We start from the raw sequence: 15,772 nt of genomic DNA on the forward strand, positions 1-15,772 counted from the left end.
GCCACCCGCCCGACGCTCGCGGCAGAGCGGGCTTCGGTCCGGCCCGCCCGCATCACTCCTCCGGCGCGACATTCCCGCGCAGCGCCTTCACCTCGCCGCGTACCTTCTTGGCCTTCAGCCGCCGCTTCTTGGATCCCAGCGTTGGCCGCGTCGCAATCCGCGGTTTGGGCTTCTCCAGCGCGCGGGTGATCAGCTCTGCCAGCCGGTTGCGCGCGATGTCGCGATTGCGCGCCTGATGGCGGGTCTCGTCACATTGGATGACCAACGCGCCATCCTTGGTCCAGCGCCGCCCGGCCAGCCGCTTCAGCCGCCGCTTCACCGGGTCCGGCAGATTGGGCGACCGTTCGGCCTCGAACCGCAACTCGACCGCACTGGCGACCTTGTTCACGTTCTGGCCGCCCGGCCCGCTGGCCCGCACGAACTGCTCGGTCAGTTCCCAGTCCTCGATACTGATCCGGTCGTTGATCTTAAGCATGGTCGTCTTCTTTCGTCTGCACCGACAGTATACCGACGTCAGACCGACATGATACCGACGTTCCTTTTTTCGAAAATCAAAAGGGCCGCCCCACATGGGAACGGCCCTCTAGAAGTCTGCGGAGGTGGGCCGGTTAGGCGCACCAATTCTGGTCAGTCATCTCGCCAGGGGTTGCCCTAAGCGCTTGCCTCCAGAACTGTTCCGACACCTCGCTCCAATACCTCTATGGACACTGGACCACCTCCTTTCGCTTGTTGAACCTGACCTCAGCCTGCCACAGATCTGGCGTTTGTCAAAACATTTTAGCGCACATCTTGCGCCAGCCGCGCCACGATGAGGCGAAATGGCACCAGCGCCAGAAGGGCCACGCACAGCTTGACCGCCCAGTCGGCCATCGCCAGCGTCACCCAAAGCGGCACCTCCGGCCCGACCAACAGCAGCGGCGCAGCCTCCCACGCCCAGTTGACCGCAGCATCGGCATCCGCGCCGAAAATCGTGACAGAGGCCGAGAACGCGATGGTAAAAAACAGCACAGTATCCACCGTCGAACCAATCAGCGTCGATGCCAGCGGCGCCCGCCACCAAGCCCCACCGCGCAGCCGGTCGAACACCGCCACATCCAGCAATTGCGCCACCAGAAACCCGGTCGCCGATGCCACCGCGATCCGCAACGCCACTGCGGGCCCGTATTCCAGCATGATCTGCGAGCCTACGAGGCTGCACGCGATCCCTACCAGAAAGCCTGCAAAAACGACCCGCCTCGCCGCCGCAGCACCGTAGACGCGGTTCATCACGTCCGTCACCAGAAACGCCAGCGGATAGGTAAAAGCACCCCAGGTCAGCAACCCGTCCAGCAGCAGAAACTGCACCAGGATGTTCGAGGCCACAACAATGGCGGCCATGGCCAGAATGCCAGTCAGATGTCGCATGAGTTTTTTCCGTTTTCACAAGGTTGCGGAGACTTGGCCCCCGAATGCCGGGAACGGATGCGGTCTAGTCGCCGCACCCTGCACCGTCAACACGTCTGTCGCATCTTCCGGCCGAAAGTATCCCCGCCGGAGGCGTGAAAACTCTTAGCTGCGCCGCCGCTCACTTCGATTGCAGAACGCTCACGCATTGCGATGGCAGATCGGCGATCGTGTATTCGCGGCGCTTCTTGGGCGGTGCCGCGTTCGGATCGGGCGGGGGTGGATTCAGGATATCGTCCACCCATTTCTGCGCGTCCGCGCAGCCGTCACCCGCAGGTGGTGCCGCTTGATCCACACAGCCGCGCGCGCCCTTGGGGCAGCGCAGGCGCACGTGGAAATGATAATGGTGCCCCCACCAGGGACGTATCTTGCGCAACCAGGCGCGATTGCCCTTTTCGTCCTTGCACATCTGCACCTTGGCGCCGGGAAAGACGAAAATGCGCGCGGTGCGCGGGTCCATGGCGGCGGCCTTGATGATCTCGTGATGCGCGCGGGTCCATTTTGAATTGGTGAACGCGCCCTTGGCCCGGCGCAGCGATACCGACGACAGGTTTTCGCGCTCCGCGCGCGACAGATCCAGCCGCTTGGGCGCCAGCATCCATATATCGACGTCCAGCCCCAACTGATGCGACCGGTGCCCTGACAGCATCGGCCCGCCGCGCGGCTGGCTGATATCCCCGATATAGAGCCCGGCCCAGCCCGGCTGCCTGGCCGCTTTGGCCGATAATGTCTGAATGAAATCAATCGTCTCGGGATGGCCCCAGTTGCGGTTGCGGCTCAGCCGCATCGCCTGCCAGGTCGGGCCGGTCTCGGGCAGTTGCACCCCGCCCGCCATGCACCCTTTGGCATAACTGCCGAATGGCGCGGGTGCATGTCGCGAAGCACTCCTTTCCTTGCCAAAAAGCTGCTTTGCCTCCACGCCCTTCATCGAATTGGGAATGCTCTGCGCCGCAACCGGCACCGCCAGTACAGCCAGCCCGCAGACCACCGCAATCAGTTTCAGACCCTTGAACATTTCACATCACCCTGCACGTCATTCGTCGCCATCTGGTTTGACCAAGAGTAACAACAAGAACCCCATCGCGAAAAGGACTATCAGCGGAGTCACGCCAATCTGCTGACTGCCCGTCATGGCGGTAACGATCCCGATCGAGATCGGCGCGATAAAACTGGTTGCCTTGCCCGCCAGCCCATAGAGGCCGAAAGCCTCGACCATCTGACCGGGCCGTGCCTGAAAAACCATCATCGTCCGGCTGGCCGACTGGATGATCCCGCCCGCCGCGCCGATGAGCGCGCCGAAGATGTAGAATGTAACGTCCGGCAGCGTCGAGCGTGGCCCGACCGCGACGCCGTAAACACTTTCGCGCGAGACGAAAATGATCGAGACCGCGACAAACCCCAGCACGATGATGCACCCCATGATCACCGGTTTCGGCCCCATGCGCTGATCGACATACCCGCCCAGCCAGGCAAAAATCGCCCCAGAGATGATAGCGATGATCCCGAAAACGCCGACATCGACCACGGTCCACTCCAGCACGCCCGCCGCATAGATGCCGCCAAAGAAATACATGCCGTTCAGTGCATCGCGATAGAACATCGATGCCCCGAGATAGGAAAACAGCGACGGTGTATTCGGCAGCCGGGACAATGTGCCCCACACGCTCGCCAGCGCCCGCTTGACCGCGCCGGGGGTGCTGACAGCCGGCTTGGGGTCTTTGACCCACATGAAGAAAGGCGCCATGAACAGCAGATACCAGAATCCCGTCAGCGGCCCGACAAACCGCGTGCCCTCGCGGGTCCGCGCATCCAGTCCAAAGAGCGGATCTAGCCCGATCATCGTCTTGCCGGTGGTGCCACTCTCGGCAAAGAACGCGAGCATGATTATCAGCGCGCTCAGCCCCCCCAGATAGCCGAACGCCCAACCATTGCCGGAAATGCGCCCGATCTCTTCGCGGGTGCCCAGATCGGGCAACATCGAGTTGGTAAAGATCGTCGCGAACTCCATCCCGATCATGCCGATGACAAACAGGATTAGGATCGCGACCAGATCGAAATCATGCGGCATCGCCCACCAGAGTCCGAACGCGCCGATCACATACATCGCCGAAAACATCTTGATCCACGCCAGGCGGTTGCCGGAATGATCCGCCATCGCGCCCAGAACCGGGGCCAGCAGCGCGATGATCACACCGCCCGCGCCAATGCCGAACCCCCAGGCCGCCTGCGCCTGCACCCCGTCACCGATCAGCTCCTTGATATAGGGCGCGAAAATGAAGGTGATCAGCAACGTATTGTAGGGCTGGCTCGCCCAGTCGAAAAAAAACCAGCCCCAGAGGCGCTTGGCGTGTGAAACGGCCTTCATAATCTGTCCCTGCAAATGCTTTTGGCCGATTTAGACTACCAAGCCGTTGCGGGGGCAAGCTATTCCTGCGTTGGCTGATCGTTCATTGGTGGCCAGGGGCGCTGTTCCTCGGCCTGCTGCCAGGTGCGAACCCAATCGGGCAACGGTGGCGAAGCAACCTCCTGCCCCATCGCCGCCAGCGCTTCGGCGGGCGGCACGATCCCCTTGGCGCTTGTGATGGCAGAACGGTAGACGATGTGATTGGCGCATTCGCCGCTCTTCAACCACATGGATTGCTCAAGATACAGGAAGCGCGCGTCCCAACCTATCGCACGGCTGCGCATCTCGATCCGCTCAAAGGTGCGAATACGACGGCGATATCGCACGACGGCACCCGCCATCGTCAGGCCCCACCGCTTCTTGCGCAGCAAATTGACCAGCCCGACACGCCGCGCCAGCGGAATACGCCCCAGATCATAGAGGGTCAGCGTGCGCCCGTTGTTAAGCTCCATCCACAGGTCGATATCCCAGGGCAGACAATAATGGTGCGACACATGGCAGCCGGTCAGGGGCAAGGCAGGGTCTTTGCGGTGCTGGTAAAGCTGCCAGAGCATTCGGATAGCAGGGTACATGGGCAGGCTCCTTTGGGATGCTACTTTGTACCGAGTTACGTCAGCGTCAACCGTCACCCGGCGTAAGCCTTGCGCTTTGCCGCACAGCGCCTTACCTGTGAGGCGACTTTGCAGATTAGGCGCGCCAATGACATCGCTATTTCAGATCCTCATGCTGGTCCTGGACATCCTGTGGTTCGTGATCATCGCCCATGTGATCATGTCCTGGCTGATTAATTTCCAAGTACTCAACATGCGTCAGCCGCTGGTCGCACAAATCTGGGGCGGCCTCGACCGCCTGCTCGACCCGATCTATAGCCGCATCCGCCGCATCCTGCCGCCGATGTCCGGCATCGACCTCGCGCCACTGGCGGCGCTGATCGCGGTCTATGCGCTGCGGATCGTGCTGACGAACAACGCGGCTGCATTCTACTGAGACAAAAAGCCCGCGAGAGCCGGGGCGGCGGCGGCCTGCCGTATTGGTCTCTGGCCACCATTGGCACGCGAGCAAAGTAAAAGCACCGAGCCCTTGTTAGCCGATTCCTAGTATGAAAAACTGACTCGCAGAGCAGTTCAAAAAAATTGACAGGACCAGCAATGCCCGGCCCCGCCACGCTTTTGCGCGATATATTCGGATTCGATGCCTTCCGCCCCGGGCAAGAGGAGATCGTGACCGCCGTGGCAGATGGCCGGAACGTCCTTGCCATCATGCCCACCGGCGGCGGCAAATCGCTGTGCTTTCAACTGCCCGCATTGCTGCGCGATGGCGTCACCGTCGTCATCTCTCCGCTCATCGCGTTGATGCGTGATCAGGTCCGCGCCCTGCGTGCGGTCGGGGTAGAGGCGGGTGCGCTGACCTCGGGCAATACCGAAGAGGAAACCGACGAAGTCTGGCGTGCCCTTGATGCCGGCACGCTCAAGCTGCTCTATATCGCGCCCGAAAGATTGGCCGCCGGATCCTCACTGAACATGCTGCGCCGCATCGGCGTCAGCCTGATCGCCGTGGACGAGGCGCATTGCGTCAGCCAATGGGGCCATGATTTCCGCCCCGATTATCTGCGCATAGGCGAATTGCGCCGCGCGCTGGACGTGCCGCTGGCGGCCTTCACCGCCACCGCGGATGCCGAAACACAGGCCGAGATCGTCCAGAAGCTCTTTGATGGTGAGACACCCGCCACGTTCCTGCATGGCTTCGACCGGCCCAACATCCACCTTGCCTTTGCCGCCAAGGACGGGCCGCGCCGCCAGATCATGGAATTTGCCGCCGCCCGCAAGGGTCAGTCCGGCATCGTCTATTGCGGCACCCGCGCCAAGACCGAAACACTGGCGCAGGCGCTGGGGCAAGCCGGGCATTCGGCCTGCTGTTATCACGGCGGCATGGACGCCGACGCGCGCCGCCATGTGGAACACCGCTTCAACACCGAGGATGGTCTGATTGTCGTGGCCACCGTCGCCTTTGGCATGGGGGTGGACAAGCCCGATATCAGATGGGTTGCCCATGCCGACCTGCCCAAATCGATCGAGGCTTATTATCAGGAAATCGGTCGCTCGGGCCGCGACGGCGCACCGGCTGAAACGCTCACCCTCTACGGGCCAGACGATATCCGCCTGCGCCGCTCCCAGATCGACGAAGGGCTCGCCCCGCCAGAACGCCGCGCCGCCGACCATGCTCGGCTCAATGCGCTGCTGGGGCTTGCCGAGGCGCTGGAATGCCGCCGCGTGCAATTGCTGGGCTATTTCGGCGAAGAAACCACGCCTTGCGGCAATTGCGATCTGTGTGACAACCCGCCTGCCACGTTCGACGGAACAGAAGCCGTGCGCAAGGCGCTCTCGGCGATCCTGCGTACCGGCGAATATTTCGGCGCGGGCCACCTGATCGACATCCTCACCGGCAACGTGACCGAAAAGGTCACCGCGCGCGGCCATGACGACCTGCCCACCTTTGGCGTGGGCCGCGACATCTCACGCCCGATGTGGCAGGGGATTTTCCGGCAGATGATGGGCCACGACCTGATCCGCCCCGATCCCGAACGCCACGGCGCGTTGCGCATGACGGATCCCGCCGTTCCCATCCTCAAGGGCGAAGCGAAGATCACCCTGCGGCAGGACACGCTGACCGCCAAGTCTCGTGGCCCGGCGGTCAAGGCGCTGGTATCGGACGAGGACGCGCCGTTGTTGTCCGCGCTCAAGGCCAAACGCCGCGCCTTTGCCGAGGCGGCGCGTGTGCCCGCCTATGTGGTGTTCAACGACCGAACCCTGATCGAGATGGCCGAAACACGCCCCGCCAATCTGGACGAAATGGCCCGCATCGGGGGTGTTGGTGCCAAAAAGCTCGAGCAATATGGCGATGCCTTTCTTGCCGTGATCAACGGCGAAGCCGCCCAGATGCACCCCGCGCGGCGCAAGCTGGTTGGCCGCGACGCGGGCGATCTCTATGACCGGCTGGCCGAAGTCGGCTCGCAGCTTGCCCGGGGTGCGGATGGGCTGGACAAGCCGCTCACTTGCTCGGCGACACTGATCACCCGTGTGGCCGAAACCCGCCCACGCGATCCAGACCAGATGGCACGCATCCTCGGCGAAAAACGCGCCGAGCGCTTTGGCCACGCATTTCTGGACGTTCTGCACGGCACATCCTAAGTCAGAGGTAGCCACATCACGAAGGAACATCCCATGCTTGTTGTCGTCTCGCCCGCCAAGAAACTCGACATGGACCCGGCAGAGGGGGTTACCCCCACCACACCCGCGTTTCTGGACGAGGCCGCCGCACTGGTCGAACGCGCCCGCCAGCTCAGCGAGGCAGAGCTGCAAAAGCTGATGAAGATCAGCGCGCCACTGGCCAAACTGAACGCCGAGCGGTTCCGCGATTTCGGTACGATGGAGAGCAAAGCAGCGGCATTGGCCTTTGCCGGTGACACCTATCAAGGGCTTGAGGCGGACACGCTCAACGACGATGAAATGCGCTATGCTCAGGATCATTTGCGTATCCTGTCGGGGCTATACGGCCTGTTGCGCCCGCTCGATGCGATTCAGCCCTATCGGCTGGAAATGGGTAGCCGCCTCAAGACCCAGCGCGGTGCGTCGCTCTATGACTGGTGGGGCACGCAGATTTCAGAGGCGCTGAATGCCCAAGCCGCGCAGACGAAAAGCAACCTGTTGGTAAACTGCGCCAGCCAGGAATATTTTGGCGCGGTCGACACCGGCGCGCTGAGCCTGCGCGTGATCACACCGGTCTTCATGGAAGAACGCGCCGGCACGCCCAAGATCATCAGCTTTTTCGCCAAGAAGGCCCGAGGCGCCATGGCCCGCTACATCGTACAGAACCGCCTGCGCGACGCGCAGTCGCTTGAAGCGTTCGATGCGGGTGGCTATGCCTTCCAGCCCGACTTGTCAGACACCGACCGCCCGGTATTTGTCCGCAGCGAAGCCGCCGCCAAGGCTGCCTGAACGGCACCGGTTCAGCCGTCGGCCATTGTGGCCAACGGCGCACGCGCATCAGCGGGACATGCGTCGGTGATATGCGAGTGGATCAGCGCCTTGCGCAGCGGCTTGGTCATGTAGTGGTCAACGCCCGCCGCCAGAATCGCATCATCATCCCCATTCAGCGCATGTGCCGTCATCGCCACGATCGGAACATGACGCCCAGTCGCCTTTTCCAACTGCCGGATCGCCTGCGTCGCCTGTTTGCCGTCCATACCGGGCATCGAGATGTCCATGAACACGATATCGGGCGCGAAACTCTGATAGAGATCGACCGCCTCTTGCCCGTTCGCGGCAAATTCCAGCATGATGTCCAACGGCTTGACCATCTTGCCAAAGACAAGGCGATTGGTCCGGTTGTCCTCGGCGGCCAGCACGCGCATCGCCCGCCCCGGCCCTTGCTGCCATGCGCTTTGCCCGGCATGGGCCTCCGCCGGATGTGACGCCTGATCCGCCTCGTCCTGCGGCGCCGCGGGCGTACCCTGCCTGCGGCGCAGGGATTCCTCCAGCAGGCCCAGCGCCGCGAACAGCTCGCGCCGGGCCACCGGTTTTTACAAGACCGCCTGCAGCTCGGCCCGCGCCGGATCACGTTCGGCCTGCCCGATAGTGCCACTCAGCAAGATCACCGGCTGGCCGTGCCCCGCCGCGCGGATCGCCCCGGTCATGGCCAGACCGTCCATGTCAGGCAAGTTATGATCAGTCAGAACCAAATCAATTTGCCCATCAAGTTGCTCCAGCGCAGCCGTGGCGGTGGCACAGCACACAGTGTCCAGCCCAAGCTGCGCGAGCTGTTTTTGAATGATGGTCCGGTTTGTGTCGTGCCCGTCCACCACCATCACCCGCCGCAGCATACCCGACAGCGCCGGTTCATGCGGCTCGGCGGGGCCGGCGAGCGGCATGGTGATCTGAAACCCAAAGGTCGATCCGACACCCCCTTGCGACTCTGCCCAAATCTCTCCGCCCATCAGCCGGATCAGCTTTTGCGATATCGTCAGACCCAGCCCGGTGCCTTCGAACATGCGGTTGCGTTCGTCGTCGACCTGGTTGAACTCGCCAAAGACGTGATCGATCTTGTCCGCCGGAATGCCGATCCCGGTATCCTCGACCGCAAAATGCACCGCCACTTCGCCGGTCGCGGTGTCCGGCACGCCAGTTACCCGGATCACGACCTGCCCCGCCTTGGTGAACTTGATCGCATTGCCCATCAGGTTGGTCAGGACCTGTCGCAACCGGCCCGGATCGCCGATGAATTCGGTCGGCAGGAACAGGTCATAATCCAGCACTACCTCCAGCCCGTGTTCGCGCGCCTTGGGTTGCATCAGCATGATCAGCTCATGGATGCACCGCTCCAGATCAAAGGGCTCGCGGTGCATCCATCAGCTTCTCTGCCTCAAACTTGGAGTAATCGAGCACGTCGTTGATGATCACCAACAGCGCCTCGCCCGAGTTCTTGATCGTATTGACGTATAGCTGCTGCTCCTCGGTCAGCGCGGTGTCCTGCAACAACTCGGCCATGCCGACGACGCCATTCATCGGCGTGCGGATCTCATGGCTCATGTTGGCCAGGAACGACGATTTGGCCCGGTTGGCCGCCTCGGCCTTGCGCTGCGCCTCTTTCAGCTGTTGCTCGTAGCGGACGGTGTCCGAGATGTTCAGCGCCAGACTGACCACATCGCCGCCATGCCCGCGCTGGTCTATCAGCTTGATATAGGCCCCGCTCCACAACCGTATGATGGCCTGTTCCGGCTCCGCGCTCTGCCAGCGATCCAGCATCGCCTCGCGCCAGGCGGCGGGCGTGACATCCCCGATATCGACAATACCTTCCTCGGTCATAAATTGCAGGATCTCGGCATAGCTGACACCGGGGCGCACGGCCTCCAGACCATCGAACACCGCCATGTAGGCCGGGTTGGCAGCCACCATGCGGCTGTTGTCGTCGAAAAAGGCAAAGCCGTCCTGAATCGCCTCGATCGAATGCCACAGCCGCCGCTCGGCAATCTCGACCTTTTCGTTAGCCACCGTCAGATCGGATTTCACCCGCTGGTTTTCATCCAGCGCATTCTGCACCTTGGCGCGGGTGACGACGATTTCATCCGACAGCTTGCGCGCATGATGGCCCAGCTTGCGATTGGCCTCGTGAAGTTCGGCTTGTTTTTGCTCCAACAGGCGTTCTGCCGCCAGTCTTGCACGCCTTTCCTGTGCCATCTTGTTGGCAAGGCTCATCGCCGCCCTCCGCCGTGCCAGTTGTCACTCCGCACGACAATCTGCGATCAGCGTGAACAACCGTTTAATGGGTTTCATGAAGACCCCGTACAAGCGCACATCGAAAACCGCAGGAAGCCAGCGAATTACCTCAGGAATTAACAACTATTTAATAGTCGGACTGGAATCATTGCCAATAGGGCCGGGTGCGTGGCACGATGAGTCCATCTATTTCCAGGAGGGTGCACATGCTTCGCGCTTTGTTTTCCGTAGTTGCCTTGTTCTTTTTCGCCACACAGCTGGCAGCACAGTCCGGGTTTCCCGAGCGGCGCGCTGTGGTCACCAAGGATATCGACTATTACGGCGCTGATTTGCAGGCAATATTCGACACCAGCTACGTCACCTGCCGCAATGTTTGCCTGAACAACCCGTCGTGCAACGCGTTCACCTTCAATTCCAAATCCAAGGCCTGTTTCCCCAAAAGCAATGTCACCGAGGAAGTGGCCTATGAAGGTGCCTATTCCGCGCGCATCTTGTCCACCGATCAGGCCGTTCTGGCGCAAGTTGATGCACGCATCGCCGATCTGGGTTTCGCGGGCAGTTACACGATCGATAACGCCCACGAGCTGGCCCGTCGCATCGGCGGCATGCATCCCGCCGGACAATGGAGCGCCGAAGCCCTGCTGAAGGCAGCACAGGACCGGGCGGCCCAATTCGACTACCTCAACGCAATGCGCTGGACCGGCGCGGCCGTGTCCATCACAGACGCCGCCGACCAGTGGACCGAGTACGCCCGCCTGTCCCTGCTGATCAAGGAAAACAATAGCAATTACAGGCAGCAGGCACTTCAGGCCGCGATCAACGGCTATCTGCGCGCCCGGTCCGATGGCGCGCGGGTGAATGCGCTGATGGTCCTCGCTGACGGTCTCGAAGCCGTCCGGCGTGGGCGCGACATGGTACAGGCGTTGCGTCTGGCCAGCGAAATCCAGCCCCGCCAGGACGTGATGGCCGCATTGGACAGCGCCATCGCCAAATATGGCTTCCGCATCACTGAACATCGCGCCGATAACGAGGCTGCTGCCCCCCGCATCTGCGCCGAGTTTTCCGAAAAGCTGATAGAAGCGGGCACCGACTACACGCCCTTCGTGCAGTTGCCCGACGCCAATATGGTGGTGCAGCCCGACGAACGTCAGATTTGCATCGACGGCGTGCAGCACGGCGAACGCTATACCATCACCTTCCGCAAGGGGCTGCCCGCGGTGAATGGTGAAAAGCTGATCAAGGATGTCGAACTGTCGCTCTATATCCGCGACCGCTCGCCCAAGGTCAGCTTTCCGGGACGCGCCTATGTGCTGCCGCGTGCCGCCGACGCCGCCTTACCGATCGAGACGGTCAATCTGGACGAGGTCGAACTGGAGCTGCGCCGCGTCAGCGACCGCAATCTGCTGCGCGCCATGCAGGACGATTATTTCGGCCGCCCGATCAGTGACTATCAGTTCGACACGTTCGAAGAGGACATCTCGGAAGCGGTTTGGACCGGTGTCGGCGAGGTACAGAACAACCTGAACCAGAACATGACCACCCGGCTGCCGCTGGGCGAGGTTCTGGCCGATCAGCCGCCGGGCATCTACACGCTGGGCGCGCGAATCAAGGGCGTGCGGCGCTACGACGATCCCGGCGCGCTGCAATGGTTCGTGCTGACCGATCTTGGCCTGACCACGCTCAACGGCACCGACGGGTTGCATGTCTTTGCCCGTGGCCTTTCGAATGCAAATGCGCTCGAGGGTATCGAAATCTCGCTACTGTCGCGCGCCAACCGCGTGCTGGCCACCGCCACCACGGATGCGGCCGGGCACGTCCGCTTTGATCCCGGCCTGTCGCGCGGCACCGCCGGCGCTGCGCCTGCGCTGATCCTGGCTAAATCGGGCACGGAGGACATGGCGTTCCTGTCGCTGACCGACCCTGCGTTCGACCTCTCGGATCGCGGCGTTGAAGGCCGCCCGCCAGCCCCACCTGTCGATGTATTCCTCGCCACCGATCGCGGTGCCTACCGCGCGGGCGAGGTGATCCATGCCACCGCATTGGCACGTGACGATGTCGCCGCAGCAATCACCGGCCTGCCGCTCACGGCGATCCTGACCCGCCCTGACGGGGTGGAATATGCCCGCCACTTCTCTGCCGATGACATGGCGGGCGGGCACGTCTTTACCATGCCCATCGCCTCCACCGCGCCGCGCGGCACATGGCAGCTTGAAATCAAGGCCGATGTTGACGCCCCCGCCCTGGCAAGCCGGTCGCTGCTGGTCGAGGATTTCCTGCCCGAGCGGATCGATTTCGACCTGACACTGCCCGAGGGCCTCATGCAGGCCACCAACATGCCAGATCTTCAGGTCGCGGCGAAATACCTCTTTGGCGCGCCCGGTGTGGGGCTGAAATCCGAAGGCGAGCTGTTCCTGCGCCCCCGGCGCAGCCTGGCCGAATTCCCCGGCTATGTCTTTGGCCGCCATGACGCGCAGGCCTCCAGCCGTGCCAGCTACATGGACAGCCACACCACCGACGCGGCAGGCAGCCTGACGATCCCGTTGGAAATGCCCGAGATGGACGCCAATGACCGTCCCTACGAGGCCACCATCGCCCTGCGTCTGCGCGAAGGATCGGGCCGCCCGGTCGAGCGCCGGATCACGCGCATGGTCGCCCCCGAAGGATCGATGATCGGCATCAAGCCAGAGTTTGACGGCGTCGTTCCCGAAGGCTCCGAGGCCAGCTTCAGCATCATCGGCCTCGGCGCTGATCTGCTAGCGGAACCGATGCAGGTAAACTGGACCCTCAATCGCATCAGCACCCGCTATCAATGGTATCAGCAATGGGGCAACTGGGAGTGGGAGCCGGTCACCACGCGCACCCGCGTCGCCTCTGGCACCGGCGCGCTGGGCGACACACCGCTGACCGTCTCGGGCGATGTAGACTGGGGCCGCTACGAACTGGTCGTGGAACGCACCGATGGCGCTTATGTCGCCGCATCGGCGGATTTCTACGCCGGCTGGTTCGCCCCCGCCGACACCAGCCAGACACCCGATACGCTGGAACTGTCGCTTGATGCGACCGGCTACCGCTCGGGTGACACCGCACAGCTGCGCATCGTGCCGCGCTATGCGGGTACCGCGCTGATCACAGTGATGTCGAACCGCGTGATCGACATGCAGGCGGTCGAGGTCGTGGAGGGCGAAAACATCATTCCGCTCAACGTCACTGACGATTGGGGGGCTGGCGCCTATGTGACCGCGCAGGTGATCCGCCCGATGGACGTGGCCGCCGGGCAGAACCCGGCCCGCGCGCTGGGCCTCAGCTACGCCAAGATCGATCCCGGCACCAAAGCGCTGAGCGTCAGCATCGACGCCCCTGACACGATGGCACCGCGCGGCCCGATGACCGCTACCGTCAATGTCAGCGGCTTGGCAGAGGGCGCGACAGGCTACGTCACCCTGGCTGCCGTTGATCTGGGCATCCTCAACCTCACCGGCTTTGACAGCCCCGACCCGTCCGACCACTACTTTGGCCAGCGCCGTCTTGGCGTTGAGATACGTGATATCTATGGCCGCCTCATCGACGGCATGAACGGCGCGCAGGGACAGGTTCGCTCTGGAGGTGACGCAGGCGGCGGCATGCAGATGCAATCTCCTCCCCCGACCGAGGAACTGGTGGCCTATTTCACCGGCCCGATCGCGGTCGGTGCCGATGGCACCGCGCAGGCACTCTTTGACATGCCCGATTTCAACGGCACCGTGCGCCTGATGGCAATCGCCTGGTCCGACACCGCCGTGGGCGAGGCCGAGCGCGATGTGCTGGTGCGCGATCCTGTCGTCGTAACCGCCTCGCTGCCGCGCTTCCTCGCACCCGGCGACCAAAGCCGCCTGTTGTTGGAAATCGTGCACGCCACCGGCCCCACCGGCCGGATGGGCCTCGATGTCAGCGCACCGGGTGTGACGCTGGCGGGCAACATCCCCTCGGGCTTTGATCTGGGGGAAAACGCCAAGGCGACATTCAGCCTGCCGATCACCGCCGGTGACGAAGGCGATTATCACGTGCAGATCGCGCTCACCACGCCCGATGGCAAGCAACTGACCAAATCGCTGACGCTGCCGGTGCGCTCCAATGATCCGGCCACCTCGGAAACCCGCAGGTTCGAGCTGGCGGCAGGTGACACTTTCACGCTGGATGCCAATGTCTTTGCCGCGATGAAGCCAGGCAGTGGGCAGGCGGTCATTTCCGCCGGACCGCTGGCGCGCCTCAATGCGCCCGCGCTGTTGCAGGCGCTCGACCGCTACCCCTATGGCTGCACCGAGCAGGTCACATCGCGGGCGATGCCGCTCTTGTACTTCAACCAGGTGGCGCAAGCGCTCAACCTTGGCAATGACGCCCAGATCGCGCAGCGCATCGAACAAAGCATCGAACGCATCCTGACCCGCCAGACAAGCAACGGTGCCTTTGGCCTGTGGCGCGCGGATTCGGGTGATTTCTGGCTCGATTCCTATGTCGCTGACTTCCTCAGCCGTGCCCGCGCCGAAGGCCACGCCGTACCGGACCGTGCCTTCACCTTGGCGATGGACAACCTGCGCAACCGGCTGAACTACGCGCCTGATTTCGACAATGGTGGTGAGGATATCGCCTATGCGCTGATGGTGCTGGCCCGCGAGGGAGCGGCGCGCATGGGCGATCTGCGTTACTACGCGGACGTCAAGGCAGATGATTTCGCCACTCCGCTGGCAATGGCACAACTGGGTGCGGCGCTTACATCCTACGGCGATCAGACCCGGGCCGACCGGATGTTCCGCGCCGCCATCGCCCGCATGGACCGCGACACCGGCAAGGAAAGCCACGTCTGGCGCGCTGATTACGGCACCCGATACCGCGACCGTGCCGGTGTGCTGGCGCTGATCGTCGAGGCCGGCAGCCAGGCCGCTGATATCTCGCAACTGGCCGGCACGCTGGGCCGCACCGGTCCGCATATGTCGACGCAGGAACAGTCCTGGACCTTGCTCGCCGCGCGCGCGCTGATCGACGCCCCGTCGGCCAATGACCTGACCTTGAACGGTGCGCCCGTCTCCGGCCCCTTCGTACGTATGATCGAGGCCGAGACAGCAACACCGCAGGCGATCCGCAACACCGGGGCCAAAGCAACCGATATCACGCTGACCACCGTCGGCGTACCCCGTTTGCCCGGCCCCGCAGCGGGCTATGGTTACCGGATCGAGCGCAGCTACTACGACCTCGACGGCAACCCGGCGACGCTGAACGGTGTCACCAGCGGCGCGCGGCTCGTGGCCGTGCTCAAGGTGCTGCCCGCCGACGACGCTGAGGCGCGTCTGATCATCAACGACCCGCTGCCCGCGGGGCTTGAGATCGACAACCCGAACCTGCTGCGCTCGGGCGATGTGCGCGCACTCGACTGGCTCGAGACGGCTGATACAGAGCATACCGAGTTCCGCTCGGACCGCTTCATCGCCGCCGTCGACTGGCGCGACCGCGATCCGTTCACGCTGGCCTACATCGTGCGCGCCGTCTCACCGGGCAGCTATCACCACCCGGCCGCCACGGTAGAGGACATGTACCGCCCGCAATATCGCGCAAACACCGATACCGGCACCATGACCGTGACCGAGTAAGGCGTCAGGCCGCTATTGCGCCCTCTCCCCGA

9 protein-coding genes and 1 pseudogene are annotated in these 15,772 nt (G+C 63.0%); 4 read left to right on the top strand and 6 right to left on the bottom strand.

What is annotated here, in order from left to right; translation table 11 throughout:
• Nucleotides 1-52 precede the first annotated feature (52 nt).
• From arfB to O3306_RS01990, 5 genes are all read right to left on the bottom strand, one after another.
• Complete coding sequence (gene arfB / locus O3306_RS01970) at nucleotides 53-475, bottom strand: alternative ribosome rescue aminoacyl-tRNA hydrolase ArfB (RefSeq protein WP_272002537.1); 423 nt, start codon at nucleotides 473-475, stop codon at nucleotides 53-55.
• Between the two features lie 302 nt (nucleotides 476-777).
• Nucleotides 778-1,404, bottom strand: coding sequence for a queuosine precursor transporter (locus tag O3306_RS01975; protein ID WP_272002540.1), 627 nt, complete (start codon nucleotides 1,402-1,404; stop codon nucleotides 778-780).
• 160 nt (nucleotides 1,405-1,564) lie between these two features.
• The gene (gene mepA, locus O3306_RS01980) at nucleotides 1,565-2,458 is read right to left on the bottom strand and encodes a penicillin-insensitive murein endopeptidase (RefSeq protein WP_272002544.1); all 894 of its coding nucleotides are present in this window, start codon (nucleotides 2,456-2,458) and stop codon (nucleotides 1,565-1,567) included.
• An 18-nt stretch (nucleotides 2,459-2,476) separates the two neighbouring features.
• Nucleotides 2,477-3,808 carry an MFS transporter gene (locus tag O3306_RS01985; protein WP_272002546.1) on the bottom strand — a complete coding sequence of 444 codons (1,332 nt, stop codon included), beginning with the start codon at nucleotides 3,806-3,808 and terminating at the stop codon, nucleotides 2,477-2,479.
• Between the two features lie 59 nt (nucleotides 3,809-3,867).
• Nucleotides 3,868-4,419, bottom strand: a complete 552-nt coding sequence (locus O3306_RS01990; protein ID WP_272002548.1) for an acyl-CoA thioesterase — start codon at nucleotides 4,417-4,419, stop codon at nucleotides 3,868-3,870.
• A gap of 127 nt (nucleotides 4,420-4,546) precedes the next feature.
• On the opposite strand from O3306_RS01990, the gene O3306_RS01995 reads away from it, so the two are divergent.
• The 3 genes from O3306_RS01995 (at nucleotide 4,547) to yaaA (ending at nucleotide 7,842) form a co-directional block, all read left to right on the top strand.
• Entirely contained in the window at nucleotides 4,547-4,834 is a 288-nt protein-coding gene (locus tag O3306_RS01995) for a YggT family protein (protein ID WP_272002551.1), read from the top strand.
• Between the two features lie 161 nt (nucleotides 4,835-4,995).
• Nucleotides 4,996-7,035 carry a DNA helicase RecQ gene (gene recQ, locus O3306_RS02000; protein WP_272002554.1) on the top strand — a complete coding sequence of 680 codons (2,040 nt, stop codon included), beginning with the start codon at nucleotides 4,996-4,998 and terminating at the stop codon, nucleotides 7,033-7,035.
• 33 nt (nucleotides 7,036-7,068) lie between these two features.
• Nucleotides 7,069-7,842, top strand: a complete 774-nt coding sequence (gene yaaA, locus O3306_RS02005; protein WP_272002557.1) for a peroxide stress protein YaaA — start codon at nucleotides 7,069-7,071, stop codon at nucleotides 7,840-7,842.
• An 11-nt stretch (nucleotides 7,843-7,853) separates the two neighbouring features.
• Here the strand turns inward: yaaA and O3306_RS02010 are convergent.
• Nucleotides 7,854-10,098 (bottom strand): annotated as a pseudogene (locus O3306_RS02010) (response regulator).
• A gap of 227 nt (nucleotides 10,099-10,325) precedes the next feature.
• On the opposite strand from O3306_RS02010, the gene O3306_RS02015 reads away from it, so the two are divergent.
• On the top strand, nucleotides 10,326-15,740 hold the full coding sequence (locus O3306_RS02015) for an alpha-2-macroglobulin family protein (RefSeq protein WP_272002559.1): 5,415 nt from the start codon (nucleotides 10,326-10,328) through the stop codon (nucleotides 15,738-15,740).
• Nucleotides 15,741-15,772: the final 32 nt, after the last annotated feature.

It is taken from the genome of Roseovarius sp. ZX-A-9 (assembly GCF_028369135.1).
In the GTDB taxonomy this organism is placed as follows: Bacteria; Pseudomonadota; Alphaproteobacteria; order Rhodobacterales; family Rhodobacteraceae; genus Roseovarius.

Bases quoted from the DNA above. Each gene is read 5' to 3' on its own strand.
- arfB (WP_272002537.1), bottom strand. From the start codon at position 475: ATGCTTAAGATCAACGACCGGATCAGTATCGAGGACTGGGAACTGACC.
- yaaA (WP_272002557.1), top strand. From the start codon at position 7,069: ATGCTTGTTGTCGTCTCGCCCGCCAAGAAACTCGACATGGACCCGGCA.
- O3306_RS01995 (WP_272002551.1), top strand. From the start codon at position 4,547: ATGACATCGCTATTTCAGATCCTCATGCTGGTCCTGGACATCCTGTGG.
- mepA (WP_272002544.1), bottom strand. From the start codon at position 2,458: ATGTTCAAGGGTCTGAAACTGATTGCGGTGGTCTGCGGGCTGGCTGTA.
- recQ (WP_272002554.1), top strand. From the start codon at position 4,996: ATGCCCGGCCCCGCCACGCTTTTGCGCGATATATTCGGATTCGATGCC.
- O3306_RS01975 (WP_272002540.1), bottom strand. From the start codon at position 1,404: ATGCGACATCTGACTGGCATTCTGGCCATGGCCGCCATTGTTGTGGCC.
- O3306_RS02015 (WP_272002559.1), top strand. From the start codon at position 10,326: ATGCTTCGCGCTTTGTTTTCCGTAGTTGCCTTGTTCTTTTTCGCCACA.
- O3306_RS01990 (WP_272002548.1), bottom strand. From the start codon at position 4,419: ATGTACCCTGCTATCCGAATGCTCTGGCAGCTTTACCAGCACCGCAAA.
- O3306_RS01985 (WP_272002546.1), bottom strand. From the start codon at position 3,808: ATGAAGGCCGTTTCACACGCCAAGCGCCTCTGGGGCTGGTTTTTTTTC.